The sequence below is a fragment of the Mucilaginibacter sp. P2_A4 genome (genome assembly GCF_056405015.1).
The window spans coordinates 321,075-346,727 of sequence record NZ_JBFUCX010000004.1 but is presented as its reverse complement, the minus strand read 5'-3'; the positions used below and the strand labels follow the sequence as shown (position 1 = coordinate 346,727).

Genomic DNA, 25,653 nt, shown 5'->3' with positions numbered 1-25,653 from the left:
AGTCATGAAAAACAATATTAGGGTAGAGCGCGCTATCAAAAACATTACCCAGGCCGACCTTGCTGAAAGGGTAGGAGTGTCGCGCCAAACTATAAATACCATTGAGAGCAACAAATACGTGCCTTCAACCGTGCTGGCTATGAAAATAGCGCGGGTGTTTGGAAAGGCCGTTGAAGATATTTTTACGTTGGATGAAGAGGATTAATTAAATGATATAATTATGAAAGACAAACCAATTTTTGCACCCATGCTGGCTATACCCAACGGGGTTACAGATATCAGCTTTTATATTAATGCTTTTGGGGCCGAGGAGCTCCGCCGTTTCGGCAACGATGATGGCACTATTCATGTATCCGAGCTTTCCATCAACGGCGCGATGTTTCACCTGCATGAACAAACCCCATATTCTGGTTTTTTTAGTTTGGAAAAAAATAAACCATCGGTAACTATAGGCCTTTTTGTAGATGATGTGCATGCGGTTATGGCGCAGGCTGTTGCTGCGGGAGCTACCATCAAATCTGCAGTGCAGGATTATGACTACGGCTACCGCCAGGGCGAGATTGAGGATCCGTTCGGCCACCGCTGGCAGATTCAGGCTGTTATTTGAGCAATAGATTAGAGTCAAGAATTAAGAGTCAGGAATCAAGACAAGAAGTATTTTGCAAGACAAAAGGTATTTAGGCATATAAATTAACTAACCATGGCAAACGAACCTACTTATGGTAACGGCAAGATCTGTTACATCGAAATCCCCGCCAACGATATTGCCGTATCATCGGCTTTTTTTGAAAAAACATTTGGCTGGCAAATCCGGACTAACAACGAGGGTTTTGCATCTTTTGATGACGGCGTTGGCGAGGTAAGCGGCATGTGGGTAACCGGGCGGGAGCCAATGACAACGGCAGGCCTGCTTATTTCCATTATGGTTGATGATGCGGAAGCTACGCTTTTGGCCATAGCAGCCAACGGCGGAACGGTGACCCAACCCATAGGAAAAGATTTCCCGGAGATCACCGCCCACTTTACCGACCCGGCGGGGAATTTATGGGGGATTTATCAGCATAGGGGATAGGAGTTAGGATGCTTAGAAGAGGTTTTTTTTGACGCGGAAGCTTCAATACAACCATTTCTTTTCATCATCTGCACATTTGAAATCTGAAATTTGCACATTTGCACATGCGTTTCGATATCATTTCTGTTTTGCCCGGCTTGCTGGAAAGCCCATTTGCACACTCCATTTTGCAACGTGCCCAAAAAAAGGGCATAGCCGAAATTAATGTGCACAACCTGCGCGATTACTCTACCAGCAAACAAAAAAGCGTGGATGATTACCCCTACGGTGGTGGCAGTGGCATGGTGATGACCATCCCTCCGTTTGCAGCCTGTATTGAAAAGCTGAAAGCTGAAAGGGAGTATGACGAGGTGATATTTATGTCGCCTGATGGCGAGCGGCTTAACCAGGCTATTGCTAACCAGCTATCCAGCAAAGGCAACATTATTATTTTATGCGGACATTATAAAGGGATTGATCAGCGCATCCGTGATATTTATGTTACCCGTGAGATTTCAATCGGCGATTATGTGCTGTCGGGTGGCGAGCTACCAGCTGCCGTTTTGGTGGATGCCATTGTACGATTGATCCCCGGTGTGTTAAGCGATGAAACGTCGGCCCTATCCGACTCGTTCCAGGACGATATGCTTGATGCCCCTGTATATACCCGCCCTGCCGATTGGAATGGCTACAAGGTGCCTGATATCCTGCTAAGCGGGAATACCCCCGAAATTGAAAAATGGCGGTTTGAGCAGGCTTTGGAACGAACTAAAACCCGCAGGCCTGATTTGTTGGAGTGAGTTGGTGAGTAGTTGATTGGGTGAGTGGTGGTTTAGTTTTTACCATTTTATCATCCTGTCAGCAAAGCCAGCCAATCAACCAAAAACCATTCACTTTCCCTAAATTAGATTGCAACCAAATGATGCCTATTGCATTACAGGGATGTTGCAACTATGAACCCCAACCAGGAAGCCCAGCTTATTGAACAATGCCGAACGGAACCGGCTGCTTTTGGGCAGGTGTTTGATGTGTGGTACAAACCTGTGTTTGGTTATGTTATGCGCCGTACCGGCGATTATGATCTTTCAAAAGATATTGCCGCCGAAACTTTTTTAAAGGCTTTCCTCAAAATTGGTAATTTTCAGTGGCGGGGTATTCGCTTGTCGTCCTGGTTGTATCGGATTGCCACCAATGAGCTTAATCAATATTATCGCAGTAGTAAGTACAAACCCCAATCGTTACAGCAGTTGCTGGAGAACCCCCAGATGGAGAAGCTGCTTCATGAAAATGCGGAGAACGAGCGGGAAATAATGGAGCAGGAAATTAAAGCCTACAATGATTATAACGTAATACGCCAAAACCTGCTTAAGCTTGATGTTAAGTACCAGGAAGTGGTGGCGCTGCGCTATTTTGAACAAAAAACCAATACCGAGATCAGCGAGATCCTGGGGAAAAATGAAGGAACGGTAAAATCATTATTGTCCCGCGGCCTGGAAAAATTAAGAAACATGTTGTAGCAATGCAACCAAAATCAATTAATGCATTATAAATGTAATTAACATGAAAAATAACGATGATTTTTTACAGCAAATGGAAAACTTAAAAGTACCGGATGTAAACCCTTCCCAACATCAAAATACGGTGAAAATGGCCATCATGAATGCGGAGCGTTCGGCGGCACTTGGGGTTTGGTTGGTGGCAGTGCCCTGCTATTTTTTATTATGCGTTTTTATGTTCTACTTTTTTCACCTCAGGATGGGATGGTTCGCGGCCATGTTTACCTTAATGTCTGGCCTTGCAAAAACTCCTTTTATAGATTTCCTGGGACCAATAGTATTGTTTTTTCTGCCTATCATCTGCATTATTATTAATGTACTATCCATTTTGCATGTACAGGTTCGGCACATTGATCCCAGCCGGCGTAAGGTAAAGGAGCTCAGCATCACCCTGAAAATAAAACGCTGGAATATTTTGCTCATACTGATCAGCCTGGCTATCGTGTTTGTTTTTATAAGTTATGTTATGACAGAAAGCATCTCCATTAACAATTAAAATCATGAAATTAAACTGGTTCACCCGCAAAGGAATTATTTACCTTCCTGCAGCTGTTGCAGGCTGGGTAATATTGGTTATTGCATTTGCCTATGCTGTTTATACATTTATTGATATAGACAAGCGCTCACATTCGGTAAGCGATACGCTCATTAACTTTGTATTTAATCTGCTTATTATTGGTTTGGTGTACACCCTGGTAGCCTACTTTACCGAAAAAAGGACAGAGGCGGAGATTTTAGAAGAATAATTATATTTGGAAGCAGGTTTGCCAATAATGGAAATGAACGGCTCGCAGAATCAATATAATCACCATCAAATTGTTAACAAAATACAAATTGTGGAAATTTTTAAAATAGACTTTCATTTATAAAAAATAATCCCTATAATTGCAATCCGATTTTTACGGGCTAAAAATCGCTTTAAGAGCTAAAAATCATGGATTTAGTAAAATTTGTTGAAGAGCAATCAATAGAAAAAAGACAGTTTCCTTCCTTTAAGGCTGGTGATACTGTAAGTGTGCATTATAAAATCAGAGAAGGAAACAAAGAACGTATCCAGGTTTACCAGGGTGTTGTTATACAACGTAACAGTGCAGGTAACTCAGAGACATTTACCGTTCGTAAAGTTTCTAATGGTATAGGTGTTGAGCGTATCTTCCCTATTAACTCTCCAAACATTGATAAAATTGAAGTGAACAGTCACGGTAAAGTGCGTCGCTCTAAATTGTACTATCTGCGTGCCCTTACCGGTAAAGCAGCTCGTATCAAATCAAAAAGAGTTTAATTACCCTTCCTCTTTTTTAAGAGGGCATACAAAAGCTTTTAAAAAGGCCTTTTCTGATTTATCGGGAAAGGCCTTTTTAATGGTGAAAATTAGAATATGCTGCTTTTGTAAACTTGCCACGCTGTGTAGGGATTTTCTATGGGGAGTGATTTGTGGTGCTTATGAATGACGTTTGATAGATACGGTGTTGGGTTGCTAAGACATGGTTGTTTTTAAGTGTATAAAAACGCATTCTCATAGCTTGTAAGGCCTCTGTTTCCGTAGTTTGTGTACCCCACAAACCTCTATGCCACATTAGTTGGGCAGCTGTTTGTGAAGACACAAGCAGATGGAATGGAAAGTCGGTTGAGTTTATTTAACTTCTTGATATTAAGAATCTTATTCCATAATTTTAGTTATTAAAATTGATGGCTATGGAATTTTTTAAATTATTTCAGGAAATTACTATAGGGCCATACTTTTTTGTATGGATAGGTTCATTAATTGGGCATGTTTTGTCTTTATATGACAAAAGCTTTCAAGGCTCTAAGGTGTTTTTGCGAGGGGTAATACCAAATCAATCAGATACCTTTTACAATAGGTTAGATTTTATTGTTTTACCGATCATCGGTACAATCCTTGCAGTAGTGCTCATATCTCCGAATGATCCCAAAACAGGTGTTTTTTCTGGTCTTAGTTGGTCAGGCTCCCTATTGGCTATGCTTAAACGTAATCCATCTAATGTAATTAATAATTCATTATAATTATGAAATTACAAGCATTAACAGTGTTGCTAATTATTGTCTTCCTGGCAATTGTAGCGTATATTTTCTTCAAAATAGGCGCCCTTAGCAATAATTTAAAGGAGTCATCAACGGCGGAAAATAAGCTAAAGAAGTACTTCCCGGCGATAATAAGTATAAGCATTCTGGTTTTAGTGTTTGGAGGATCTCTTTATTTCGAGCAAAAAGATGCCGAAAGCAAAAAAGAACTTAACGTACTACTAAAGAACAATATCCCAGGCAAAACAATCTACTTATCAACGGCTACAGATTCCCAGAATCTCGCTACTAACTTTAATCGTATTAAAAAGACCGTTGATAGTAATTATCATGTTGCTGCCGCATTAAACCAATACGTATCATCAACTAATACTTTTAAAAAGGTTGATCCCGGGTTTAAAGATTCTGTTAAATCAACCTTTAAAAGTATTACGAAGAAAAAGGCCTCGATTGATAGCATTCAACGTTTTATTGCAAAACCACAAAAAAGCGGCTATGCATACTATGGGATATATAGTAATGGAAAGTGGTCCGAACAAAATTTTATAACGGAAAATGGTAGTGATTTTCCGGAACGAGGCCAATTAGTCAAATGCATTGTACCTACAAATATCAGAAAGGGAGAAATTCAGTATGTTCCAGGCAAAGGATGGGTTAATCAACCCTGGGTAGGAGGTATTAATAAAGACCAGGTTATTAAAGTTGATAGCGTTATACGCATTGTAAATAATGAAAATTTTATCTGGATTAAGTTCTGATATATAACTCTCTCGAATGAAATTAAGCTGCAATCTAAAATCAAATCGATATGCTTAATGGTGGTTTCCTAAGTATTAAATATTTCACCAACAAAAAAGGCCCCGGTAAACCGGAGCCTCACTAATTCTATTATACGTCAGCTAACCTTAGTTAAGATATTTTGTAATATCGTCTGATAATGGGGTAGTTTGTGACCTGAAGCGGTGGATCAGTTTACCGTTCTCATCTACCAGGAATTTTTCGAAGTTCCATTTAATGTCACCTGTAAACTCTGGGTTTGGTGCTGTTGTAAGGTATTGGAACAATGGATCGATATCCAGCCCTAATACACTTACTTTGCCACTCATAGGGAAAGTAACATTAAAGTTTTCTTTACAAAAGGTTTTGATGTCCTGGTTGGTGCCAGGTTCCTGTCCGCCAAAATTGTTTGCAGGGAAGCCAACTACTACCAGTTTGCCTTTGTATTTCTCGGCAAGGGCTTCCAGATCTTTGTACTGCTTGGTAAAGCCACATTTGGAGGCTGTATTTACAATAAGTACTTTTTTGCCTTTGTATTTGGCAAGTGAAAAGTTTTCGCCATCGATAGATTTAAGTTTGAAATCATAAACCGAGGATGGTGCCGACATTAAAAAGAAGGCGAATATTAACGTAATTAGTTTCATGGTATAAATAATTGATGATTAAAGAAATATCTAAGTAAAATTAGCTAATAAAACTTCTCTTAGCCAAATACTCGTCCTCTTTCTGCGTCATTTTTTTCTTTGTAACAACACTTTTATCTGTGTAGCCTAAAAGATGCAACGCGCCATGGATAATTACCCGGTGAAGTTCCTCTGTTTCGGTTATGCCAAACTTCGCGGCGTTCTCGCGGATGCGCTCAACAGATATAAAAATATCGCCAACTATATCTCCTTCAACCTCGCTGTTATCAAAGGTAATGATATCGGTATAGGTGTCATGATCAAGGTATTGCTGGTTGAGGGGCAGCAGGTATGCATCTGAACAGAATACGTAGGTAAGCTCTTTTAGTTTAAAACCCTCGGCGGTAATAGTATCTTTTATCCATTGCCTTACCTTGGCTTTATCTTTTAATTTATAGCTGATATCTTCTTCGAAAAACTGGATAGTAGGCATTATATTTTAAAATGTAGTTCAATTTCGTTGCCGGCTGTATTAAAAATGCATTGATCGGCAAGGTGTTTTATGATGAACACGCCACGGCCGGTAAGGCTTTCCAGGTTCTCGGGAGCTGTTGGATCGGCCAGGTGATTATAGTCAAAGCCTTCGCCCTCGTCGGTAACTGTCCATATAATGCGCTTTAAGTCAACCTCGGCGTTAATGATTACCTTTTTTGACATATCCAGTTTGTTACCATGTATTATGGCATTAATAGCAGCTTCGTTTAAGCAGGTCATCATATTGGCGAAAGTATCCTCGGCAACATGATATTTGTCAGCAATCTCTTCTATCAGCGCCTCAAGCTGCGTTATGCTCTCCGGGTTTGACGGTAGCTGTAACGTGTATAATTCGCCGGTTTGAACATTTGCCTGTTCCATGTTATTTGGCATTAAGTTGATCAAAGTAAGATTTTATTTTTTGCTTGTAATACAAATTAAGTGCCGGAGATACTGTTCTTATCTGTTCTGTCTGTTTTGCTCTCTGCTGCTGATAATCCTGCAGTGCTTTTATGTACCCCGGTGGTATATCTTTACCGTTATGGCTTTCTCTTTGCTGATCCTGCTCGCGTTCCTGTTGTGCCTTCTCAGCTTCCAATAATCGGCTCTGAATTTGTTGTTGCCTTTTCAGCGCTTCATCTGTAATCTTCCTGTTTACGAGATCATGCTCAGTTTGTTCCATTTCTTTCGAAATTTTATCTAAATTTCCTAAACCGCCCTTTCCGTCCTTGTTTTCTTCACGATTTATTTGCTCTAACTGCTGCCGTATCATCTGCTGCTGGCGGGCCATACGGGCCAGTTGCTCGCTCATATTACCCTGGTTTCCTTGCTGGCCTTTGCCCTGGTTGCCTTGCTGTTGCATCTGCTCGCGCGCTTTTTGCATGTTTTGATTTAACTGCTGCTGCATTTTTGATAGCTGAGACATTGATTGGGGTTTTCCTTTGCCGCCCTTGCCTTTATTCATCATTTTTTGCAGCTGGTCCAATGCTTCGCTCAACATCAAGGCCAGGTTGTTCATGGATGTCATGGCGTATTGCTGGTTGCGGTTGGCTTCGGCAGTACGCCGGTCGCCAAGGTTATCCAGCGCCTGATCTATGTGGGTATTGATACTGCTGATCTCCTGGTTTACGGTTGATTGAATTTGGGGAATGCGCCTGCTGAGTGCATATAAACTGTCTTCGGCTGTTTTTAAGTTATCCTTAATATCCTTTTGGCTTTGCGAAAGGGAAATATAAGATGGATCTGTTGGGTTGGTGCTTTTTAATGTTTGCATTAGCTTCTCCTGGTTAAAAGAGCTGTTCACCAGATTTTTTAGTAGCTCGCGCAGTTGCTGGGCGTCAATAGCATTTTCCTTGCTCTCGCCTTCCTCATCCTGCTGCTGTAGCTTGCCGGCCAGTTGCTGCATTTCTTTAGCGGCCTGCTGTTGTGCTTTGCTTGCCTTGCTCTTATTATTCTTTTGCAGGTCGCCGGCACTTTGATCCATTTGTTGCTCTATACTTTTGGTTTCCTTTTCGGGGTTTTGGAAGTCGTTTTTATGCTCGGCCTGCTCATTTGTTTTCTGCAGATCATCAAGCCCTTTTTTAACCTCCTCAAAATCGTTTTTTAGCTTATCCTGTTCCTGCTGTAATTGCTGCTGATTGGCGCCTTGCTGGTTTGTTTTTTCGGATAGTTTTTGTTCTTTATCTGCCAGCTTGTTAAGTTGATCTATCTGCTGATTGAGCTTTTGATCAAACTCCAGCTTTTTGTAAAGCTCCAGCATACGGTCGAGCTCTTTTTTTAACGATTTATTATCCATCTGCATTTTAGATAGCTCATCCCGAGTGGCATCTTTTTGCTGCTCATTCAATAGCTGCTGCAGATTTTTAAGTAGTTCTTTTGTTTTTTGATCCAGCACGTTGTTAAACAAGTCTTCAATTTGTTTTTGCTTGTCTAATATCTCGTCATTTTGTTGTTGGTTTTCCTGGCGGTTATATAGGTTTTTCTTGTTGTCGTCCTTAATTTCCTTTACGAGGTCTTCCAAATCCTTACGCTTTTGCATCAGGTCTTCCACTTGTTTCTTTTCATCAAAAGAGAGGGTGTTTTTATTAAGCAGTAATTGATTCAGCTTTTGTGAATCATGCTCAATCTGCCCTGCCAGCTTAATGGCCGACTGCATTTTTTGTTTGATAGCTTGTGTGCCCGCGTTTAACTGCTTATTTATCTCCTCGGCGTCGGGAACATTCAGTGTACGCTCGGCGGTGCGGGCTTTTTTAGGTCCGGTTACGGCATCATTATCGGCCACCTCGAAATAATAGGTCACCCTATCGCCGGGATTGATCCCCATGTCCTTTAAATTCCAGAAATAAAAGAAATCGGCCTGTGTTTGTGTCATGTCCGCCTCCACGCGTTTTATAAACGTTTTTGGGTTGTTGTTATTGCCGGACGGCTGGACAGTATAGTGGAATGTTAAAGCCGAAAATCCATGGTCATCCTGTATTTTCCCATTGAAATACAACGACTTCAAGCTAACCGAATCCGGTTTCTCCGCAACGCTGATTGCGGGCACCTCATCCATAATTACATTGATGTGATACGTGGCCGAATCGCTATGGTTTACCTGTGTATTTACGGGGCTAAGCTTATAAATGGCATTTTTGAAAACCTTTTCGCTATGTTCAAAAAAGTCGGTGCCTGAGGGGGCAACCTGGCGGGGAACATTGTTCATTAAAAACTGTAACCCGGTTGCATATTGGGTGTGCAGCAGCCATTTAATATTGGTGCCTGCGGGTATTACAAGGTCGCCGGCGTTTACTAAGGTTTCATTTTTTTTACGCAGATAGGCAGGATAACTCAGCTCCACATCAAAATGCAATAAAGCAGGCTTCTGATTTACTTTAATCTCATAGAGTTCTGACGTAAAGCCGTTCCCGATAAGTTTGAACCGGGTACTTTGCTGAAGATTTGTGAACAGATAATGAAAGCGGCTATTGGTTTCTTTATCCAGCTTAAAGGTATTGCCGGCGGTTTCTACATATATATCGGCAGGCAGTTTATCGCCATCGAGTTTTAAATCGAGCTTAAGATCATCACCCTGAACAACAGCTAATGTTTTATTGAGCACGTTGAATTTAAAGGGTGCCACCGGTACAAAATATTCATCGTGCCTGATCAGTCTTTTTGTGCTTTCGGTTAAAACAGAGGGCGCGGCAAGTGCTATGATGATGATAACAGCAACCGGGGCTAATATCCATTTTAAATATTTAGTGTTTTCGCGGATGTTGATAGCCGATGGAAAGCTTACCGGTTTTAATGATTCTATCTTTTGATCGATACTCGCCTCGATAAGCGCGCTGTGGTTGGCATCGGCAGTTGCTAATTTTTTAAGTTGAAGGGTGTTGAGCAGCTTATCGTTTACATCATGAAAATGCCTGCCAATAATTTCCGCGGCCTCATCGTGCGTTAATGATTTGCCTAATTTAACCCATGATAACAATGGCGGTAATATTAGCCAGCATATTAAACCAATATTAAGGGTGATGAAAAAATAAAAAAGGATGGTTCGGAAAAGTATGTTAAAGTTGCCAAAATATTCGCTGAGTGTGATAACAACGTATGCCGTAAACAAACCGGCTCCTAAAAATATTAATCCGCGCAAAAAATTATTGAAATAATACTTTCTTATAAAGATGTTTATCTTTCCAATTAGCAATTCATAATTTTCAGCAGACTTCATAATTCAGTGCTAAAGTACCAAATACACAATTAAACGAAAAAGGTTGGGTAAACTGTATTTGTCAAGGGTGTTAAGATAAAAAAACCAATTGTATTATCTGCAGCCCATATAATATTTAACAATACTGTGTTAAAATACCGACAATCGATTCAGCAATTAATGCTGAACGCGAATGTAAGTTTAAATAAAAAGAAGATGCTATGTGGCTAAATATCAAAGCTATTTGAAAGAAGATGCCATCACATTTGATTATCTGCTTTGAATTCACCAAACAAATTATATATTTGCACCCCAATCAAGATTAATCGGGATGTAGCGTAGCCCGGTATCGCGCCACATTTGGGATGTGGAGGCCGCAGGTTCGAATCCTGCCATCCCGACAAAAGCGATACCAACCAGTATCAAAAAGCCTTTAAATCATAGATTTAAAGGCTTTTTGATTTATTCCAGCCCAATATATTCAAGTTATATCAAAGAAAATTGTGCTACCTCATAAACAGGCAGTTACGATATAAAATAGCTGCCTTTCTTTTTTCTGTTAACGTATTGTTAACGGTTCTTAGTCGTTTCTTTGGCTTAGTTAAATTTGCGAATAAATAGTGGAATTGCAAAAGATTATCAGGTAGTTATCTGATATGAATCGTCGCCAAGATCAGCGGTTATTGCAGCTTAATTTTGGAATTGGTTTTTCCGGTTTTGCACATTTTTGCAACGTTATCTAATGTAATCATCGAACGCCTCGCCGCCAGTCCACTCAAGCCCTTGCGCCAAGGAGTAGTATTTTCCCCCCCCCTCCAACGTAACAAAACTACCGAGGCTTTTATGTGCAAAATAATCATTCTCAAACGTTACTTCAGCCAACAACATCAACTTCTTGCTATCTTTAGTTTTCTTTCTCAATTCCAAACATATTATATGAACGAACAAGTGCAAACCATTAGTAACGAACAAAAAGAAACATGGAACAAAGTGGCCCATAGCTGGAGAAAATGGGATGAATTTACAATGAACTTTTTAAAGCCAATGGGCGCTGCGATTATAAAAGCGCTGGATGTAAAAACAAAAGATGTAACGCTGGATATTGCATCGGGTACAGGCGAGCCTGCATTTTCAATTGCAGCGATAGCAAAAGGCGGCAAAGTGTATGCGACCGATCTGTCTGAAGAAATGCTTGTCATTGCACAGGCTTATGCGCAGGAACGGGATATAAATAATGTCGAATTTAAAGTGGCGGATGTATCCAGCCTTCCATTCAGTGACGATTTTTTTGATAAAATAAGTTGCCGGATGGGTTTTATGTTTTTCCCTGATATGCAATTGGCGGCAAAAGAGATATTTCGTGTTTGTAGAAATGGTGGAAAAATGGCGGTCAGTGTTTGGGCTGGAGCAGAAAAGAATGATTGGTATACCACAATGACGAAAGCTTTATCAAAACATATTGAAATGCCACGACCGCCCGTAAATGCACCAGGTATGTTTCGGTGTGCCGCACCCGGTTTAATGAAACAGTTGTTTGAGGACGCCGGTTTTAAAAACGTAAATGAAGAAACTATTTTCAGCACAGTAGATTTTGGAACTGCAGAAAATTATTGGCTGAACAGAACGGAAATGTCTGAGTCAGTGGTGCAGTTATTAAGCACCCTGAGTGAAGAAGCGCGTAAAAAAATAAAAGCTGATTTGCTGGCAGATTGCAATGGCACGCTAACCGACGGAAGGCTTATAATGAATTGTTCTTCCCTGATTATATCGGCTGAAAAATGAAAATTGTCAGAACATAAGAAATTGCCTGACATCACAACACGGGATCATATTACTCGATTCAGTTAGTATGTTTTTGACATTTTTCGCATCCTCTAAAAAGTTCGAGAATTGTCCAATTCCGTCTACGGATGGTAGGTAGCCCGAATAGGACTAATCTCGAATCGCCTAATTGATTCAATACGTTTTTTATCAGCCATTTAAATAAGCAAAACCGGTTCGAGATTATGTTAATCTCCTCGATAATTTTCATCAAAAGCCGGTTAATTGCTGTAGCGCTGGGCGGTATTCGAGAATACCCTATAGTCCCTGATTTCTAACAAATTTTTATTATCGCGTAGCCTTCGCCGGGCGGTAATCTTTCCAAAGCCACTCCAGGGCTTCGGGAAGTGTTTGCTGTTTTACTTTATAATCAACATGCCGGGCGTTGCGGGCAAAAATAAACTGGTATTGATAGCCTTTAGCGGCAAGTACTTTTGCCATGTTTTCATTTGCAAGCACCCAATCGTGCATATCGTCGCGCATGATGTTTGGATTAAAAAGGTCCTGATCGCCTACCTCCATCCAGATGCGCAATGGCTTAGGTTTACTTTTCGAGATGATGTGTTCATGAAATCCCCAGGCGCCCTGCGGTGTTTCGGGATTCCAGGGCCATTGCTGGTTTATATAGGTACCAGAGTAGGTGAGCACACGGTGATACCATTCCGGGTGGTACCATGCCATGATCAGGGCGCATGATCCGCCCGAACTACCACCCATGGTAGCACGCCCTGCAGGGTCTTTGGTTAGTTGTACGTGGCATTTGCTTTCTACCAGGGGCAGTATTTCATGTTCAACAAATTCGGCGTATACACCGCTCATCGTATCGTATTCCAGGCCCCGTTCACTGCCTTGTGCATCCCCGCTGCCGTTGCCGATAGAGATGCCGATCATTGCCGGTAACTTGCCTTCGGCAATCAGGTTGTTTAATGCTGTGAAAAGCAAGTCGTCTGGCCCATCGGCCCCAACAATGAACGGTGCTGCAGTACCTGCTACATACTGTTTGGGAACATACACGGCCACCTGGCGGATGTAGTGAGCCGGATGGCTTGTAGTGACGATCAACTTTGCAGGGTTTGCCGGATCTGCCGTGCCAAATGTATTTGGTTCCCGGGCAATGCCGGGATAAATCCGGCTATCCATCGAATCTATGGTAAAGCGGTAAACGGTCCCTTGCGATACATCAATTTGTACCATCGATTCCGGTGCAGGATTATGTGTGGGGCCGATAATAAAATTTCCATTGGAGTCGGGCGAAGGAATGGCGCCATCCGGTAATTCCCTGGCCGATACATAACCGGGCGTATGCGGGTCGCGAATTGGTACCTGGGCCATTGCCGGGTTTAAATTCCATATCATATGGCACAATATACTGAGCGCTATGGTGCGATTAATTATTTTGGTTAGTTTCATTTATTTTGATTTGGGGTAGGTGATCTTTATGCCTGCGTTTTAAATTTAGGATTTATAGCTGCGGCATCAAAATAGGGGATTAATTTTATTTTTGACCGAAAGGCTCTTGAAAGGGTGCCTGGAACGGGCGGGGATTAAATTCGTAAATTAGTCCAATAGCTTCTTCAAATTCTGCAAAAAAGTGCTTCGATAATTCTCCTGCCATCCCGAGTATGCCACAAAAACTCCTGTAAATCATTGATATGCAGGTGTTTTTGGTTTTAACGAAATGTTGTTTACAATAAACGCTGCCCGAAGGTCAGCAAATTGTTATCAGGGTCAAGAATAGAGAACTCTTTTTGTTGCCAGAGTTTATGCTCCAACTTGGTGCTGTTAACGTTTTGGCTTCTGGCAAAATTGTAAAACTCCTCTATATCATCGGTACGGATATATACCTGCCCATAGTTTTCTTTTGGATCAAGGTCTTTAAATTCAAAAAAGTGAATTTGGATGCTATCTTTTTGTACCATAAGGTAACCATCGTAGTCGGCACTACCAAATTCCTGAAATCCCAATTTGTTTAAATAAAAATCCCTGGTAATGGCTTTATCGCGCATTGGTAGTTTCGGATTGATGTCTGTAAGCATATTGATTAGAATTTAACGGGCATTACGAGAGTCAAATGTAGATTAACAACTTGTGAATAGCAAGTTGTTAATCTACTCCGTGCCGCAGACATAGATTTTATCGATAGATATATTCCTTTCATCGACACTTGTACTCATTTAATTGCGGTTATGGTATGTTCGCAGCGCAAAAAAGGCGAAGCCCTTATTGTGATAAGGTTTAGGTAAAGTCCTCCGAGCTGCGATAGCAAGGGGGGCTTTTTTACTTCAATACCACGCCTTCCTTAATTAGCAATATTTTCAATCGATTGTCATCGTACATGTCTTCATTGCGGCTAATCAGGAAAATACTTCGGCGGACACTGTTAAATAAAACAGCATTGATATGACGCTACACTGGAAATAATTCGGCAATTTGTAATTATGAGGATTTAAATTTAAATAGCGTATTGATTATTCTCATATAAGTTTAATTAATATCCAATATCTATAATAGAGTTATAGCCATTTTTCGCCGTTTAAGAGGCATTTTATAATTTTAATAATAGTATTTTCACATTAATAAAAATTCATTTACAGTTGATTGATGTTCTGATCAATTTACTTTTTTAATCCTTTATTGCTAAACCACATCTTGTTATCATAAAACGAATGTGTTTAAATGGGTTGTTCTCATGTTTTCGGGGTGATAACAGCAATGCATAGTGATCGCTTTAAGCGATGTTCAAAGTTATATACACAATTACCTGTTGCCATGAATAAAGGACCGTCTGAGGAGCTTATAATTGCGAATAAAGAATTGCTGTTTCAAAATGGTGAAAAAGAAAAGCGCGCAGCCGAATTAATAATAGCAAATGATGAGTTGGCTTTTCAGAACTCTGAAAAAGAAAAACGGGCCAATGAGCTGGCAATTGCGAATAAAGAGTTAGCGTTTCAAAACTCTGAGAAAGAGAATCGTGCAAGAGAATTGATTATAGCCAATAAAGAGTTGGCTTTTCAAAACTCTGAAAAGGAGAATAGGGCCGCGGAACTTATTATAGCAAATAATGAACTTAAGTTTCAAAACCGGGAAAAACAAGATCGCGCGGATGAGTTAATCATTGCTAATAAAGAGCTCGCTTTTCAAAATTCTGAAAAAGAAAAGCGGGCCGCTGAACTCATCATAGCCAATGAAGAGCTTGTATTCCAAAACCAGGAAAAACAGAAGCGTGCCGATGAACTGATTGTTGCCAACCGTGAGCTGGTGGTTCAAAATGATGAAAAACAAAAAAAGGCCGAGGAGTTAACAAGAGCTTACGACAAAATAAAAAGTACAGAAGTTTTTTTAAAGGAATACATCCAGGGGCTCGAAGAAATGATGTTTATGACACATCATAAAGTAAGGCAACCTGTAGCAAATATATTGGGAATTGCGCAAATGCTTTCTCAATTTATAAGCTCTCCAGCCACATTAAAAAAGCTAATAGGTTATATGGAGGTATCCGCTTTGATTCTTGACGATTTTACAAAAGAGCTTACTTCTTTTATTGAAAACCTTGAAAAAAAGGGAAAAAATAATAAAGGTTGATTTTAAATAAATACTTATCAAAAAGCAGGGGAGGTTTTCCTACATCCTAAATCTTAAAGAAACAGATCTTCCTAAAGCCTGCGCTAATTCAGGATCGATCAGCGGCCCGTCGCCTTGTTGGATCCACACGCTGCGCTCATCTTTTTGAAGGGTGATCTTTTCCCCATTCAACAAAATTTCAAGCTCGCTTGTGCCCTTGTTTATTGGCGATGTATTGATCTGATACACGTGGTCGGTATCATTGTATGTTATTCTTAGTGGCAGTCCCATCTTTGTCTTCTCTCCGGGTAAATATACAAATCCAATATCCTAAAAAAATAAAAAGATGTAATAAACGTACCTTTTTGTGTGTAAGGTATTGCTAAACAGTTGATTAAAGTAAATTATAAAAATGGCGAAAATTAGGCTGCAAGCAGGTATTCAACCTTTTCTAACAGGTTATTTGCGTCAAAAGGTTTGTGCAATACGTCGTTTGGAGCGCCTTTTTGTGATAAAGAGGAATCAATATCATCACCGCCCGAGCAGATGATTACCGGTATGTTACTGGTATTCCTGTTCAGCTTTATCAGCTTACATATATCCAGATCACTCATGCCCGGGAACAAGGCGTCAAGAATAACCAGGTCAGGGTGGGTACTCCTGATATCGTTAAATATGTTATGCCAATCGTTATATGATACCACATCGTAACCATTGCTGGTTAAAATATAGGTCATTACCTCTATCATAAGCTCGTTGTCATCAACAATAAAAATTTTCTTCGCCATATTCTATTCAATCCCTTCGGCTTAAAGTAGTGCAAAGTGCATGCCATTGATTAACTTACAGTTAAAGCCATTTTCAACAGTATGTAATGTGTATGGTTTAGTGTATGATTTATTACGATTAACAAGAAATACAGTTGAATTTTCGGGCTTAAATAAATCAGTTTTCTTACATTTGGCTGAATAAAAATGATTTAGCGGAGCATAATGGATATTGTTAATATAAAGAAACTGGCTAAGGAGCTTAATATATCTACTTCAACCATTTCGAGGGCATTTAATGGCAGCCCTGATATTAACAAGGATACCAAAGAACGTATTCTGGCCTTTGCCAAAGAGCATAATTTTTTACCCAACCATTACGCCAGTAACCTGCGTGATAAAAAAACCAAGACCATTGCAGTTATAGTCCCCGAAATAGCCAACGACTTTTTTTCACAGGCCATAAACGGCATTGAAGAGGTCGCCCGTAAAAAAGGTTTTTATATTTTACTTTATCGTACCGATGATGTTTTTGAAAAGGAAGTATCATTTGTAAATTATTTAAATAACGGCAAGGTTGATGGCATCATCATGTCGGTATCGGGCGAGGCTAACGATCATAACTACCTGCGTCAGCTGGAGTCGAAAAATGTACCTGTTGTTTTTTTTGATAGGGTTTATGAGGATATTGATGCCGCTAAAGTAACCACTAATGACTATGATAGCAGTTTTGCAGCCACAGAACACCTGCTACAAACCGGCTGCCGTAGGGTAGCTTACCTGGTGGTAAATAAAAGTATATCAATAGGGCAGGTGCGGATGCAGGGTTATATGGATGCCTTAAAAAAGCACGATGTTGCTTTTGATGACGAGCTTGTAATAGATTGCAGTAATGACGAAAAAGTAAATTATAAGATATTAACCAAAGTGCTGCAGGAAATTAAACCTGATGGCATTTTTAGTTCCGTTGAACGCCTGGCCTTCGCTACTTATTATGTTTGTAATGACCTGGGAATATCTATTCCCGGAGACTTGAAGATGATTAGCTTTTCGAGCCTGGGCATAGCGCCCTTATTGAGCCCGGCATTATCAACCATTACACAACCAGCTTATGAAATGGGTATAAAAGCGGCCACGCTGCTATTTGAGGCCCTGGAGCAGAAAACATCAAACCTTAAACGGCACATTGTTTTAAAGTCGAAACTGTTTATCAGGAAGAGTTCGGGAGGAGAAAAGTGAGTAGTTGATTAGGTGAGTGGTAAAGTAGTTGCCTGTATGAAGGTTTAACCTAATCAACTACTCACCTAATCAACCATTCATCAATTATACGTGAATAAACAATTCACTTTTTGGCCTGCGTACTTTAATCATTTTGCTATAAACATCATCTTCTGCGCGGAAACCAACAGCAGCGATAACCGAAGTAGTTAATCCTTTTTCTTTCAAACCCAATATTTCATCAAATTGTGCTGCGTCAAAACCTTCCATAGGGGCTGCATCAATTCCTAATTCGGCGGCTTCTGAAACCAATACACCTAAAGCGATGTAAGTTTGTTTGTGCGACCAGGCCAATTTTTGGTCATCGGTACGGCTGCTTAATGTTCCTAAAATCATTTGCTCAAAACCTTCAAGGCTTGCACGGTCAACACTGCGGGTATCGGCAACAAGATCGATAAACTTTTTACCAAAGGCTTCATCTAATGTTGTTAACGAGGCAAAAACAAACAATGCAGATGCATCGGTGATCTGGGCTTGGTTATAACCAGCCGCACGTAATTTTGCCCTGGTTTCCGGATCCTGAACAACAATAACTTTAAATGATTGCAGGCCTAACGATGAGGGAGCAAGCTGGATAGCGCTTTGTAACTGATCTAACTGTTCAGTACTTATTTTTTTAGATGGGTCGAATTTTTTAATAGCGGCCCTCTTTTGTAATTTTTCTACTAATGACATGATTTTATTAATTGCTTAAACAAAAATAGATGTTTAAACATTTAAATAAGTCATGCTATCGTAAACTAAAGCTGAGCCTTATCTTTCAGTTCCTGCTCCTTGTCTTTTTCTTCCTGCTTTAACCTGCGCTTTTCTACCCGGATATCTTTGCGGGTTTTACCAGCAGTGTCAATATGCTCTTCTCTGTTCTTATAATCCAGCTTAAGGGACTCAATTTGTTCTTTTAATTTTTCTTTGGCGGTTTTTTCCTTTTGCTTTTCCTTTTCTTCCTGTTTCTGGGCGGTTGTATCCTTCTTGCCAAATAAACGTTGCAGAAAGTTAGGTTTTTTCACGGGCTCTTCAATTACCGGCAAAACTTCATTGTCATCTCCGCCCTGTTTCATCAGGCTATCTGCTTTTGCGGTATCAATTGGCGCAATGGTTTGCCTCAAGCCCTCCCGCAGGCGTACACCATAAAAGCCATAAGCGCTGGTATCACGTTGTGTAAGCCCTTTGCCAGCCATTAGCCTGCCTATCAGGTTAAAGTAGCCATGGAGTCCCGGCCGCAGCGTTCCATCGGGTTGAAAGGCGTATAAACCACCTTTAGGGTATGGTACAATACTGGCCAGGAAAATACTTTCGCCCAGGTTGAGCTCAGATGGCGATTTGCCAAAGTAAAAATGCGATGCCTCTGATATGCCATATATATTGCGGCCCCATTCAATAATGTTAAGATAAACCTCCAGCATCCTGTTCTTGTTCATGATGTGGTTGTTTTCAATCATCCAAACAATCAGGATCTCCTCAATTTTACGGGCGAGGGTTTTTTCGCGGCTTAAAAAAGCGTTTTTAACCAATTGCATGGAAATGCCGCTACCGCCGCGTTTAAATTTCTTTGTCTTAAAGTCGGTGGCCAATGATTTGCGGAAAGCTTCCTCAACAAAGCCGTGGTTGGTATAAAAGGATGGATCCTCTGCCGTCATCACCGCGTTGCGTAGATCGGGGGCGATTTCATTAAGGGGAGTAAACTCCGGGTTCTCGGGGCCAATCAGGTGCGGAGCCATTGGTTTTCCCTTTTCATAGGGCGTGTGTACAAAAGGGCTGTTCAGCTTGGTTAAATCTGTTTTGCCATATTTCACAATTCTGAAACCATCCTTACTCAGCCGCGAATCAAACTGGAGGTCATCTGGTTTTGATGAATCCATGTAAAAGTTCATGGCGTAATTTAGTTTACCTGCAACCTCTATCCCGTCTAAAGCGTCAAACATTCCATGGGGGAAGGCATCAAAAATATCGGTGGCATTAAGCCAGCCTGTATTTATTTTAAGCTCATAAATTTTAACAGGGTTAAGCGTGTATTTGATAAATGGCCTGGCAGTTAGCTTTTTAATATGTATCATGGATGAGCTATCAACAGATACATAATTACTACCTACAAAAACGTTGGCATCAATGGCTGCGTCAGGAAACACAATATCGCCCGATGATAACGCCGGGTGGTTAATCAATAAATTATGAACCGCCCATGAGCCGTATATTTTAGTTTCGCCGCCGCCATGTTCAACCTTGGTTAGTTTGGTGCTTATGGTATCGAAATTTAACTTAAGCTTTAGCTTTTTCTCAATGATGGGCAGTTCAACCTTGGTGCCATCTGCGTAAAGCTTTACATCTATATTTTTATCTGATGGGTGCATTTTGCCATCAATATGCCAGGTTGCCGCGCCATTATCAACGTCAATGGTCGATTTAAGATTTCCATCTTTAATGATCGCCGTTTTTGCAAGCAGTTTTACCTTGTTGCTGTCATCCTTAAAGCTTATTGAAAAATTATTGAGTGTTAAGTTATCCGGTATTTTGTATAATACTTCGTTAACCAGATTATTAGCCAGTACGCTCAGATCTACTTTTTGTGTTGTTGATGTGGTATCTCTTTTCTTTTTAAACAGAAAATCGAAATTTTTCACTCCTTTTATGCTGGTAAGGTTGATGAATCCATCTTGTAATAAAACATCAGATAATTTTATCTCGCCTATAACCAGGGGCATTAATTTAACACTTACTACAAGATTTTTAATATTAAGCAGGCTATCACGCTGTTCTGGTACTATGCTGACATCTGAAAAGGATACCGTGCTGGTGCCGGTAAAATGGGCCGAACCTATTTTTACATCTAAATTATAATCGCGCTTTGCTTTTGCAGTAGCTTTGTCAATAGCGCTTTTAAGCAGGGCTTCGCGTTTTGAATAGGCAACATATCCGCCTATAATAAATATAAGTAATAAGGGGATCAGGATAAATGCGGCAATACGTATATATTTAGGGTTGAGGCGCTTCATGTGTAAATTTTTCCAAAACTAAACTAATTCTTATCCCCTGCAAACGGTTGTTTATGCAAATTGTTTCCCTGGCAACCACAAAACAATCACCTGTTTTTATAAATTTGTGCGTAATAATATGATAATCACTAAAGAACAAGTTTTACAAGCACTGGGTAATGTTGAAGAGCCAGATCTGAAAAAAGACCTGGTTACCCTCAACATGATACAGGATATACATATTGATGGTAACAATGTTAACTTCTCTGTTATATTAACAACACCGGCTTGCCCGCTAAAAGCATTAATAGAAAATGCCTGCCGTAATGCTATCGCTTACTTTATAAGTAAGGAAGCTGTGGTAAGTATTAACATGACCTCGAGAGTTACTACTCAGAAAAACACAGGCGTGCCCGGGGTTAAAAATATTATCGCTGTAGCATCGGGTAAAGGCGGTGTAGGTAAATCAACCGTTGCGGTAAACCTTGCTCTTGGCCTTGCACATGCTGGGGCAAAAGTAGGGTTGATAGATGCCGATATTTACGGGCCATCAATACCCATTATGTTTGGCCTGGAAGGTGTTCGTCCGCAGGCCAGTGTTGTGGATGGTAAAACCCGTATCGAACCTATTCAGAAATACGGTATCAAGTTATTATCGATAGGCTTTTTTACCGATCCTAACCAACCGGTGCCATGGCGCGGTCCGATGGTATCAACAGCGGTTAAACAATTATTTAATGATGCTGATTGGGGCGAACTGGATTACCTGGTAATTGATCTTCCGCCGGGAACGGGCGATATTCATATCACTGTTACGCAAACATTCCCGGTTACCGGGGCTGTTATTGTAACAACGCCGCAAAATGTTGCGCTGGCAGATGCTAAAAAGGGGATAGGGATGTTTATGATGCCTGCCATTAATGTACCTATATTGGGAGTGGTTGAAAACATGTCGTACTTTACGCCTGCCGAGCTTCCGGATAACAAATATTATATTTTTGGCAAAGGCGGAGGGCAAAAGCTGGCTCAGCAACTGGATGTTCCGTTTTTAGGGGAGATTCCGTTGATTAAAAGTATCAGTGATTCTGGTGATGCCGGTACTCCCGCAATATTGGAAGAAAATGGTGCGATGACTGCTGCTTTCATAAATATGGCACAGCGAGTGGCCCAGCAGGTAGCTATTTCAAATGCAAAGGCATTGGGAAATGAAGCCATAGTGAGTTAGAATAAAATAGCCGCTGACAATATATGAAGGGGCAAAAATGCTGATATTTGTATGGCATAGCATGCAAATATTGGAAGATAGATTATAGCAAATTATTAATAACTTTACTTTAGTTATAAATTAGTAAAAATGAGTTTATTAAGTCAGGTTGAAACAGCTTTAGATACAATTCGTCCGTATTTGGAAGCTGATGGCGGGAATGTTTCTGTTGAAGAGATCACCCCTGAGGGTGTTGTTAAATTGAAGTTGTTAGGTTCATGCGGATCATGCCCTATGAGCATCATGACCCTTAAAGCGGGTATTGAAGAGGCAATTAAAAAGGCAGTACCTGAAATTACTTCAATTGAAGCTATAAACCTTACAGATATTGATGATCCTAACGCTGTACTGCCAGAAAATTTAAGATAGTGTTAAGTATTGTTAAATGCTGTTTATATTTACTGCATTAACGTATTTTTGAGCAATGTTTTGAAACCTTTCCCCGTTATTAAAACAATAAATGGCGGAAAAGAGACAGGTATATGAAATATTTAGTTGTTATATTTTTATTGTTTGCATCGGCAGCTACATTTGCGCAAAGCCACAATGAAAGGCCGGTTGTGCAATTTACGGGTGTTGTACATAATGCTGATAGCGCGAGCGTTATTGTGCCTTATGTTACCATTACCAACACATCATCTCATAACCAGGTTAACTTAAGCAACTATAAAGGCTATTTTTCTTTTGTGGCGCATGAGCAGGATACCTTGCGCTTTACCTGCGTAGGCTATGGACCCGTTGCTGTTGTGATACCCGCCAATCTTTCCGGTAAAAGTTATACCCTGCAGGTGGGCCTAATACCACAAATTATTAACCTGCCGGCATTTCATGTATTTCCGTGGGCTACTACAGATGAATTCAGGAAAGATTTTTTAGCAATAAAACTTGCAGATGATGACCTGGAAATAGCACGTAAAAATATCAGTAAAGCAACTCTTAGCGCTCTGTATAATACCCTGCCAAGAGACGCCCAGGAAATTCAATCGGCAAACGCGCAAAGTATGCATACCAGCATCCTCAATTCGCACTCGTTAACGCCAAACCCTTTGCTAAACCCGCTTGCCTGGGGAAGCCTGATCAAACAAATATCTGACGCGGATAGTAAGTAGGCTTTAAAATTTATTTGTTCTTCAGGAATAGGAATGTAAAAAGGCCCGTCGGTAATTAAATTCGAGGGCCTTCATATTTTTTAGCGGCCTTTTTTAACCGCCGGGAATTTCATTTTGTAGTCAACGTTAACTACACCCCTTGAAATGTCTTTCAGTCTTTTCTCAATTAGCCGTTTGCGCAGGGGGCTCAACTTATCTGTAAATAGTTTTCCTTCAATATGATCGTATTCATGCTGGATAATGCGTGCAGCCATACCTCTAAAGGTTTCCTCATGGTGCTTCCAGTTTTCATCGTAGTAGGATATCTTCACTACCGGTTTGCGGTAAACATCCTCGCGGATATCAGGAATACTAAGGCATCCCTCGTTAAAGCCCCATTCTTCGCCGCTTTCTTCTATAATATCGGCATTCATAAATACCTTTTTAAAATCTTTCAGCTCCGGCTCTTCATCGTCAAAAACAGTAGCATCAACCACAAATAAACGCATAGACATACCAATCTGCGGCGCAGCCAGGCCAACACCACGGGCAGCATACATGGTCTCGAACATGTTATTTACAAGTTCTTTTATGTGAGGATATTCTTCCGGCTCAAAAGCGGTAGCTTTTTTTCTTAAAACAGGGTCTCCGTAAGCGATGATAGGGTACTTCATTTTGCAAAAATACAGGTTTATTATTTAGGCTCAAACTTCAATGTAATTAGCCTGTCATTATCAAATATTTCGTTGCTTATTTCCAGCAATTGATCGGCCGTTACTGCATTTATTTTAGCGAAAATCTCCTCTAAGGTTTCAATATGGTTAAAATCGAGCAGGCTTTTGGCCATGGATATAATCAGGCTGAGCCGGTTTTCTTCTGCCAATGCAATCTGGCCAATAAATTTTTGCTTGGCCTGGTGTAATTGTAAGGTGCCCAGCTTTTGTTCGCGCAGCTTTTTTAATTCTTTATGAACAAGTTTTGCCGCTTTCTCTGCCTTTTCAGTGTCGGTTCCAAAATAGATAGAAAAGATACCGGTATCAGTAAAAGGGGTATAGTTAGATTCGATGGTGTAGGCAATGCCATACTTCTCACGGATCTCTAAATTAAGCCGACTGCTCATTCCCATTCCACCCAACAGGTTGTTTAGCAACAGTAATCCATTTTTATATTGGTGCGATGAAGCGTAAGCCTGGTTACCTATAATGCAATGCGTTTGCGAAATTGGTTTTTTAACTATAAGGAGGCCGCTTTTATTATCTTGTGGTTTTATCCTGTTTTTTTGCGGCTGATGTGCCTCAATGCTGGCAAAGTATTTTTCGGCCAGCTTAACAACTTTTTTAAATTCATAATTTCCATGTACAGCAAATATCATTTCGGATGTACTGTAGTTGGCTTTAATAAAAGCACGCATATCGCCACTATTCATCCGACCTACGGTTTCGGGCGTGCCTAAAATATTCTTGCCGATGGGCTCATCTTTAAATAGCAACTCTTCAAAATCATCCTGGATAGCTTCTTCGGGCTGATCAAGGTAGGAGGCAATTTCATCAAGGATAACGCCCCGTTCCTTTTCCTGTTCGTCCTCCGGGAAGGTGGAATGGAACAGGATATCCTCAAAGAGGTCTATAGCACGTTCCAAATGCTGGTTTAGCAGCGAGGCATGTATACAGGTATATTCTTTGGTCGTATATGCGTTTAAATCTGCACCCACCAATTCCAACCTGTTTAAAATTTGGTTGGTGTTGCGCCTTTCGGTTTCCTTAAACAATAAATGCTCAATAAAATGAGCAAGGCCTTCCTGCTGGTTTTCTTCATCGCGCGAGCCGGCGTTTACTATAAAGCAACAGTGCGTTATGGCAAAGGGCGATGGCTTAAACAAAATGCGAATGCCATTGGGTAAGGTATGGGCCTGGTAGTCGATCATATGGAGGTGCAAAGATAACGTTATATATGTTACAATTATTTTACGCATGATTTGTTAGTGATTTTAGTACTTTAGTATGTTGAAGCAACAGCGTAAAGCATTAAAACGATACTTGTTATTACATATACCCCTTAAAACAGATCAATGAAAATTAAAATTGCAGACCTTGAGTTTGAGCCCCTGATTAACGCCGAAACAATTGAAGAACGCGTAAAAACGATAGGTTTACAGCTAAATTCCGACTTTGAAAACAGTGTACCCGTAATTGTTGGTGTACTTAACGGCAGCTTTTTATTTATAGCCGACCTTATAAAACAAATATCTATCCCCTGCGAAATCGCCTTTACTAAACTCGCCTCATACTATGGCGGCACCACAAGCCAGCTTAAAATTCGCGACGATATAGATTTGATAGTTGATATAAAAGGCCGCGACGTGCTTATTATTGAGGATATTGTTGATACAGGCAATACCCTGCACTACCTTATTGATAAACTTAAACAGCGCGAGCCGGCATCTATTAAAGTGTGTTCGCTACTTCTTAAACCCGCCGCCCTGCAAAAAAACATAGACGAGCTTAAATATGTAGGCTTCGAGATTGAGAACGAATTTGTGGTAGGCTATGGCCTTGATTATCAGGAAATGGGCAGGAATTTGAGAGATATTTATAAGAAGGTGGATTGATAGGATTTCGGAATTAGGATGT

The 25,653-nt window shown here is 40.5% G+C and carries 29 protein-coding genes and 1 tRNA gene; 18 read left to right on the top strand and 12 right to left on the bottom strand.

Annotated features, from left to right (window positions below; translation table 11 throughout):
• Window positions 1–4: 4 nt before the first annotated feature.
• The 10 genes from AC1DYB_RS10495 (at window position 5) to AC1DYB_RS10450 (ending at window position 5,408) form a co-directional block, all read left to right on the top strand.
• Window positions 5–205 carry a helix-turn-helix transcriptional regulator gene (locus AC1DYB_RS10495; protein ID WP_477434684.1) on the top strand — a complete coding sequence of 67 codons (201 nt, stop codon included), beginning with the start codon at window positions 5–7 and terminating at the stop codon, window positions 203–205.
• A gap of 15 nt (window positions 206–220) precedes the next feature.
• Complete coding sequence (locus AC1DYB_RS10490) at window positions 221–607, top strand: VOC family protein (protein ID WP_477390535.1); 387 nt, start codon at window positions 221–223, stop codon at window positions 605–607.
• 93 nt (window positions 608–700) lie between these two features.
• Complete coding sequence (locus AC1DYB_RS10485) at window positions 701–1,072, top strand: VOC family protein (protein WP_477434682.1); 372 nt, start codon at window positions 701–703, stop codon at window positions 1,070–1,072.
• Window positions 1,073–1,176: 104 nt separating this feature from the next.
• A complete protein-coding gene (trmD, locus tag AC1DYB_RS10480) occupies window positions 1,177–1,851 on the top strand; it encodes a tRNA (guanosine(37)-N1)-methyltransferase TrmD (RefSeq protein ID WP_477434680.1) in 675 nt (224 codons plus the stop codon).
• A gap of 153 nt (window positions 1,852–2,004) precedes the next feature.
• Window positions 2,005–2,568 carry an RNA polymerase sigma factor gene (locus AC1DYB_RS10475; RefSeq protein WP_477434678.1) on the top strand — a complete coding sequence of 188 codons (564 nt, stop codon included), beginning with the start codon at window positions 2,005–2,007 and terminating at the stop codon, window positions 2,566–2,568.
• A gap of 43 nt (window positions 2,569–2,611) precedes the next feature.
• Window positions 2,612–3,103, top strand: a complete 492-nt coding sequence (locus AC1DYB_RS10470) for a hypothetical protein (protein ID WP_477434676.1) — start codon at window positions 2,612–2,614, stop codon at window positions 3,101–3,103.
• A 4-nt stretch (window positions 3,104–3,107) separates the two neighbouring features.
• Window positions 3,108–3,353 carry a hypothetical protein gene (locus tag AC1DYB_RS10465; protein WP_477434674.1) on the top strand — a complete coding sequence of 82 codons (246 nt, stop codon included), beginning with the start codon at window positions 3,108–3,110 and terminating at the stop codon, window positions 3,351–3,353.
• A 188-nt stretch (window positions 3,354–3,541) separates the two neighbouring features.
• The gene (gene rplS, locus AC1DYB_RS10460; RefSeq protein WP_295720757.1) at window positions 3,542–3,889 is read left to right on the top strand and encodes a 50S ribosomal protein L19; all 348 of its coding nucleotides are present in this window, start codon (window positions 3,542–3,544) and stop codon (window positions 3,887–3,889) included.
• Window positions 3,890–4,302: 413 nt separating this feature from the next.
• Window positions 4,303–4,632: a hypothetical protein gene (locus AC1DYB_RS10455; RefSeq protein ID WP_295720758.1), complete on the top strand. Its 330-nt coding sequence runs from the start codon at window positions 4,303–4,305 to the stop codon at window positions 4,630–4,632.
• Window positions 4,633–4,634: 2 nt separating this feature from the next.
• Entirely contained in the window at window positions 4,635–5,408 is a 774-nt protein-coding gene (locus AC1DYB_RS10450; RefSeq protein ID WP_477434672.1) for a hypothetical protein, read from the top strand.
• Between the two features lie 147 nt (window positions 5,409–5,555).
• Here the strand turns inward: AC1DYB_RS10450 and AC1DYB_RS10445 are convergent, their stop codons facing one another.
• From AC1DYB_RS10445 to AC1DYB_RS10430, 4 genes are read right to left on the bottom strand one after another with little or no spacing between them, the layout of a single operon-like run.
• A complete protein-coding gene (locus tag AC1DYB_RS10445) occupies window positions 5,556–6,071 on the bottom strand; it encodes a glutathione peroxidase (protein ID WP_295720760.1) in 516 nt (171 codons plus the stop codon).
• Between the two features lie 40 nt (window positions 6,072–6,111).
• Complete coding sequence (ybeY, locus tag AC1DYB_RS10440; protein WP_295720761.1) at window positions 6,112–6,543, bottom strand: rRNA maturation RNase YbeY; 432 nt, start codon at window positions 6,541–6,543, stop codon at window positions 6,112–6,114.
• Complete coding sequence (locus AC1DYB_RS10435; protein ID WP_295720762.1) at window positions 6,543–6,965, bottom strand: ATP-binding protein; 423 nt, start codon at window positions 6,963–6,965, stop codon at window positions 6,543–6,545. The genes ybeY and AC1DYB_RS10435 overlap by 1 nt, the downstream gene beginning before the upstream one ends.
• 1 nt (window position 6,966) lies before the next feature.
• Window positions 6,967–10,296, bottom strand: coding sequence for a DUF4175 family protein (locus AC1DYB_RS10430; RefSeq protein WP_477434669.1), 3,330 nt, complete (start codon window positions 10,294–10,296; stop codon window positions 6,967–6,969).
• A gap of 306 nt (window positions 10,297–10,602) precedes the next feature.
• Between AC1DYB_RS10430 and AC1DYB_RS10425 the strand changes: the two genes are divergently transcribed.
• Together AC1DYB_RS10425 and AC1DYB_RS10420 are read left to right on the top strand one after the other, a co-directional pair.
• Window positions 10,603–10,676, top strand: a tRNA-Pro gene (locus AC1DYB_RS10425).
• A gap of 295 nt (window positions 10,677–10,971) precedes the next feature.
• Complete coding sequence (locus AC1DYB_RS10420) at window positions 10,972–12,057, top strand: class I SAM-dependent methyltransferase (RefSeq protein WP_477434667.1); 1,086 nt, start codon at window positions 10,972–10,974, stop codon at window positions 12,055–12,057.
• Window positions 12,058–12,384: 327 nt separating this feature from the next.
• Here the strand turns inward: AC1DYB_RS10420 and AC1DYB_RS10415 are convergent, their stop codons facing one another.
• Together AC1DYB_RS10415 and AC1DYB_RS10410 are read right to left on the bottom strand one after the other, a co-directional pair.
• The gene (locus tag AC1DYB_RS10415) at window positions 12,385–13,506 is read right to left on the bottom strand and encodes an alpha/beta hydrolase (RefSeq protein ID WP_477434665.1); all 1,122 of its coding nucleotides are present in this window, start codon (window positions 13,504–13,506) and stop codon (window positions 12,385–12,387) included.
• Between the two features lie 275 nt (window positions 13,507–13,781).
• Window positions 13,782–14,132 carry a bleomycin resistance protein gene (locus AC1DYB_RS10410; protein WP_477434663.1) on the bottom strand — a complete coding sequence of 117 codons (351 nt, stop codon included), beginning with the start codon at window positions 14,130–14,132 and terminating at the stop codon, window positions 13,782–13,784.
• A gap of 733 nt (window positions 14,133–14,865) precedes the next feature.
• On the opposite strand from AC1DYB_RS10410, the gene AC1DYB_RS10405 reads away from it, so the two are divergent.
• Window positions 14,866–15,678 carry a diguanylate cyclase gene (locus AC1DYB_RS10405; protein WP_477434661.1) on the top strand — a complete coding sequence of 271 codons (813 nt, stop codon included), beginning with the start codon at window positions 14,866–14,868 and terminating at the stop codon, window positions 15,676–15,678.
• Window positions 15,679–15,717: 39 nt separating this feature from the next.
• Here the strand turns inward: AC1DYB_RS10405 and AC1DYB_RS10400 are convergent, their stop codons facing one another.
• Both AC1DYB_RS10400 and AC1DYB_RS10395 read right to left on the bottom strand, forming a co-directional pair.
• Window positions 15,718–15,948, bottom strand: coding sequence for a hypothetical protein (locus AC1DYB_RS10400; protein WP_295720770.1), 231 nt, complete (start codon window positions 15,946–15,948; stop codon window positions 15,718–15,720).
• Between the two features lie 131 nt (window positions 15,949–16,079).
• A complete protein-coding gene (locus tag AC1DYB_RS10395) occupies window positions 16,080–16,445 on the bottom strand; it encodes a response regulator (protein WP_295720771.1) in 366 nt (121 codons plus the stop codon).
• Window positions 16,446–16,649: 204 nt separating this feature from the next.
• On the opposite strand from AC1DYB_RS10395, the gene AC1DYB_RS10390 reads away from it, so the two are divergent.
• Window positions 16,650–17,663: a LacI family DNA-binding transcriptional regulator gene (locus tag AC1DYB_RS10390; protein ID WP_295720772.1), complete on the top strand. Its 1,014-nt coding sequence runs from the start codon at window positions 16,650–16,652 to the stop codon at window positions 17,661–17,663.
• A gap of 84 nt (window positions 17,664–17,747) precedes the next feature.
• Here the strand turns inward: AC1DYB_RS10390 and AC1DYB_RS10385 are convergent, their stop codons facing one another.
• Window positions 17,748–18,377: a nitroreductase family protein gene (locus AC1DYB_RS10385; protein ID WP_295720773.1), complete on the bottom strand. Its 630-nt coding sequence runs from the start codon at window positions 18,375–18,377 to the stop codon at window positions 17,748–17,750.
• Between the two features lie 65 nt (window positions 18,378–18,442).
• Window positions 18,443–20,692, bottom strand: a complete 2,250-nt coding sequence (locus AC1DYB_RS10380; protein WP_477434658.1) for a transglycosylase domain-containing protein — start codon at window positions 20,690–20,692, stop codon at window positions 18,443–18,445.
• Between the two features lie 118 nt (window positions 20,693–20,810).
• Between AC1DYB_RS10380 and AC1DYB_RS10375 the strand changes: the two genes are divergently transcribed.
• The 3 genes from AC1DYB_RS10375 (at window position 20,811) to AC1DYB_RS10365 (ending at window position 23,044) form a co-directional block, all read left to right on the top strand.
• Window positions 20,811–21,896, top strand: a complete 1,086-nt coding sequence (locus tag AC1DYB_RS10375) for an Mrp/NBP35 family ATP-binding protein (RefSeq protein ID WP_477434656.1) — start codon at window positions 20,811–20,813, stop codon at window positions 21,894–21,896.
• A gap of 129 nt (window positions 21,897–22,025) precedes the next feature.
• Window positions 22,026–22,304 (top strand): NifU family protein, encoded by a 279-nt coding sequence (locus tag AC1DYB_RS10370; protein ID WP_295720776.1) that lies wholly within the window; start codon window positions 22,026–22,028, stop codon window positions 22,302–22,304.
• Between the two features lie 113 nt (window positions 22,305–22,417).
• A complete protein-coding gene (locus AC1DYB_RS10365) occupies window positions 22,418–23,044 on the top strand; it encodes a hypothetical protein (protein WP_477390897.1) in 627 nt (208 codons plus the stop codon).
• Between the two features lie 80 nt (window positions 23,045–23,124).
• On the opposite strand, the gene def is transcribed toward AC1DYB_RS10365, so the two are convergent.
• Together def and AC1DYB_RS10355 are read right to left on the bottom strand one after the other, a co-directional pair.
• Window positions 23,125–23,697 (bottom strand): peptide deformylase, encoded by a 573-nt coding sequence (gene def, locus AC1DYB_RS10360; RefSeq protein ID WP_295720778.1) that lies wholly within the window; start codon window positions 23,695–23,697, stop codon window positions 23,125–23,127.
• 20 nt (window positions 23,698–23,717) lie between these two features.
• Window positions 23,718–24,995 carry a M16 family metallopeptidase gene (locus AC1DYB_RS10355; protein WP_477434654.1) on the bottom strand — a complete coding sequence of 426 codons (1,278 nt, stop codon included), beginning with the start codon at window positions 24,993–24,995 and terminating at the stop codon, window positions 23,718–23,720.
• 96 nt (window positions 24,996–25,091) lie between these two features.
• Here AC1DYB_RS10355 and hpt point away from each other — a divergent pair, with 96 nt between their 5' ends.
• Window positions 25,092–25,631: a hypoxanthine phosphoribosyltransferase gene (hpt, locus tag AC1DYB_RS10350; RefSeq protein ID WP_295720780.1), complete on the top strand. Its 540-nt coding sequence runs from the start codon at window positions 25,092–25,094 to the stop codon at window positions 25,629–25,631.
• Window positions 25,632–25,653 lie beyond the last annotated feature (22 nt).

What these genes read in the sequence shown, in the direction of transcription:
- hpt (WP_295720780.1), top strand. Translation starts at nt 25,092, where the DNA reads ATGAAAATTAAAATTGCAGACCTTGAGTTTGAGCCCCTGATTAACGCC.
- AC1DYB_RS10370 (WP_295720776.1), top strand. Translation starts at nt 22,026, where the DNA reads ATGAGTTTATTAAGTCAGGTTGAAACAGCTTTAGATACAATTCGTCCG.
- AC1DYB_RS10485 (WP_477434682.1), top strand. Translation starts at nt 701, where the DNA reads ATGGCAAACGAACCTACTTATGGTAACGGCAAGATCTGTTACATCGAA.
- AC1DYB_RS10430 (WP_477434669.1), bottom strand. Translation starts at nt 10,296, where the DNA reads ATGAAGTCTGCTGAAAATTATGAATTGCTAATTGGAAAGATAAACATC.
- AC1DYB_RS10385 (WP_295720773.1), bottom strand. Translation starts at nt 18,377, where the DNA reads ATGTCATTAGTAGAAAAATTACAAAAGAGGGCCGCTATTAAAAAATTC.
- ybeY (WP_295720761.1), bottom strand. Translation starts at nt 6,543, where the DNA reads ATGCCTACTATCCAGTTTTTCGAAGAAGATATCAGCTATAAATTAAAA.
- AC1DYB_RS10450 (WP_477434672.1), top strand. Translation starts at nt 4,635, where the DNA reads ATGAAATTACAAGCATTAACAGTGTTGCTAATTATTGTCTTCCTGGCA.
- AC1DYB_RS10445 (WP_295720760.1), bottom strand. Translation starts at nt 6,071, where the DNA reads ATGAAACTAATTACGTTAATATTCGCCTTCTTTTTAATGTCGGCACCA.
- AC1DYB_RS10405 (WP_477434661.1), top strand. Translation starts at nt 14,866, where the DNA reads ATGAATAAAGGACCGTCTGAGGAGCTTATAATTGCGAATAAAGAATTG.
- AC1DYB_RS10365 (WP_477390897.1), top strand. Translation starts at nt 22,418, where the DNA reads ATGAAATATTTAGTTGTTATATTTTTATTGTTTGCATCGGCAGCTACA.
- AC1DYB_RS10490 (WP_477390535.1), top strand. Translation starts at nt 221, where the DNA reads ATGAAAGACAAACCAATTTTTGCACCCATGCTGGCTATACCCAACGGG.
- trmD (WP_477434680.1), top strand. Translation starts at nt 1,177, where the DNA reads ATGCGTTTCGATATCATTTCTGTTTTGCCCGGCTTGCTGGAAAGCCCA.
- AC1DYB_RS10390 (WP_295720772.1), top strand. Translation starts at nt 16,650, where the DNA reads ATGGATATTGTTAATATAAAGAAACTGGCTAAGGAGCTTAATATATCT.
- AC1DYB_RS10475 (WP_477434678.1), top strand. Translation starts at nt 2,005, where the DNA reads ATGAACCCCAACCAGGAAGCCCAGCTTATTGAACAATGCCGAACGGAA.
- AC1DYB_RS10415 (WP_477434665.1), bottom strand. Translation starts at nt 13,506, where the DNA reads ATGAAACTAACCAAAATAATTAATCGCACCATAGCGCTCAGTATATTG.
- AC1DYB_RS10470 (WP_477434676.1), top strand. Translation starts at nt 2,612, where the DNA reads ATGAAAAATAACGATGATTTTTTACAGCAAATGGAAAACTTAAAAGTA.
- AC1DYB_RS10495 (WP_477434684.1), top strand. Translation starts at nt 5, where the DNA reads ATGAAAAACAATATTAGGGTAGAGCGCGCTATCAAAAACATTACCCAG.
- AC1DYB_RS10435 (WP_295720762.1), bottom strand. Translation starts at nt 6,965, where the DNA reads ATGGAACAGGCAAATGTTCAAACCGGCGAATTATACACGTTACAGCTA.
- AC1DYB_RS10400 (WP_295720770.1), bottom strand. Translation starts at nt 15,948, where the DNA reads ATGGGACTGCCACTAAGAATAACATACAATGATACCGACCACGTGTAT.
- def (WP_295720778.1), bottom strand. Translation starts at nt 23,697, where the DNA reads ATGAAGTACCCTATCATCGCTTACGGAGACCCTGTTTTAAGAAAAAAA.
- AC1DYB_RS10395 (WP_295720771.1), bottom strand. Translation starts at nt 16,445, where the DNA reads ATGGCGAAGAAAATTTTTATTGTTGATGACAACGAGCTTATGATAGAG.
- AC1DYB_RS10455 (WP_295720758.1), top strand. Translation starts at nt 4,303, where the DNA reads ATGGAATTTTTTAAATTATTTCAGGAAATTACTATAGGGCCATACTTT.
- AC1DYB_RS10380 (WP_477434658.1), bottom strand. Translation starts at nt 20,692, where the DNA reads ATGAAGCGCCTCAACCCTAAATATATACGTATTGCCGCATTTATCCTG.
- rplS (WP_295720757.1), top strand. Translation starts at nt 3,542, where the DNA reads ATGGATTTAGTAAAATTTGTTGAAGAGCAATCAATAGAAAAAAGACAG.
- AC1DYB_RS10465 (WP_477434674.1), top strand. Translation starts at nt 3,108, where the DNA reads ATGAAATTAAACTGGTTCACCCGCAAAGGAATTATTTACCTTCCTGCA.
- AC1DYB_RS10410 (WP_477434663.1), bottom strand. Translation starts at nt 14,132, where the DNA reads ATGCTTACAGACATCAATCCGAAACTACCAATGCGCGATAAAGCCATT.
- AC1DYB_RS10375 (WP_477434656.1), top strand. Translation starts at nt 20,811, where the DNA reads ATGATAATCACTAAAGAACAAGTTTTACAAGCACTGGGTAATGTTGAA.
- AC1DYB_RS10355 (WP_477434654.1), bottom strand. Translation starts at nt 24,995, where the DNA reads ATGCGTAAAATAATTGTAACATATATAACGTTATCTTTGCACCTCCAT.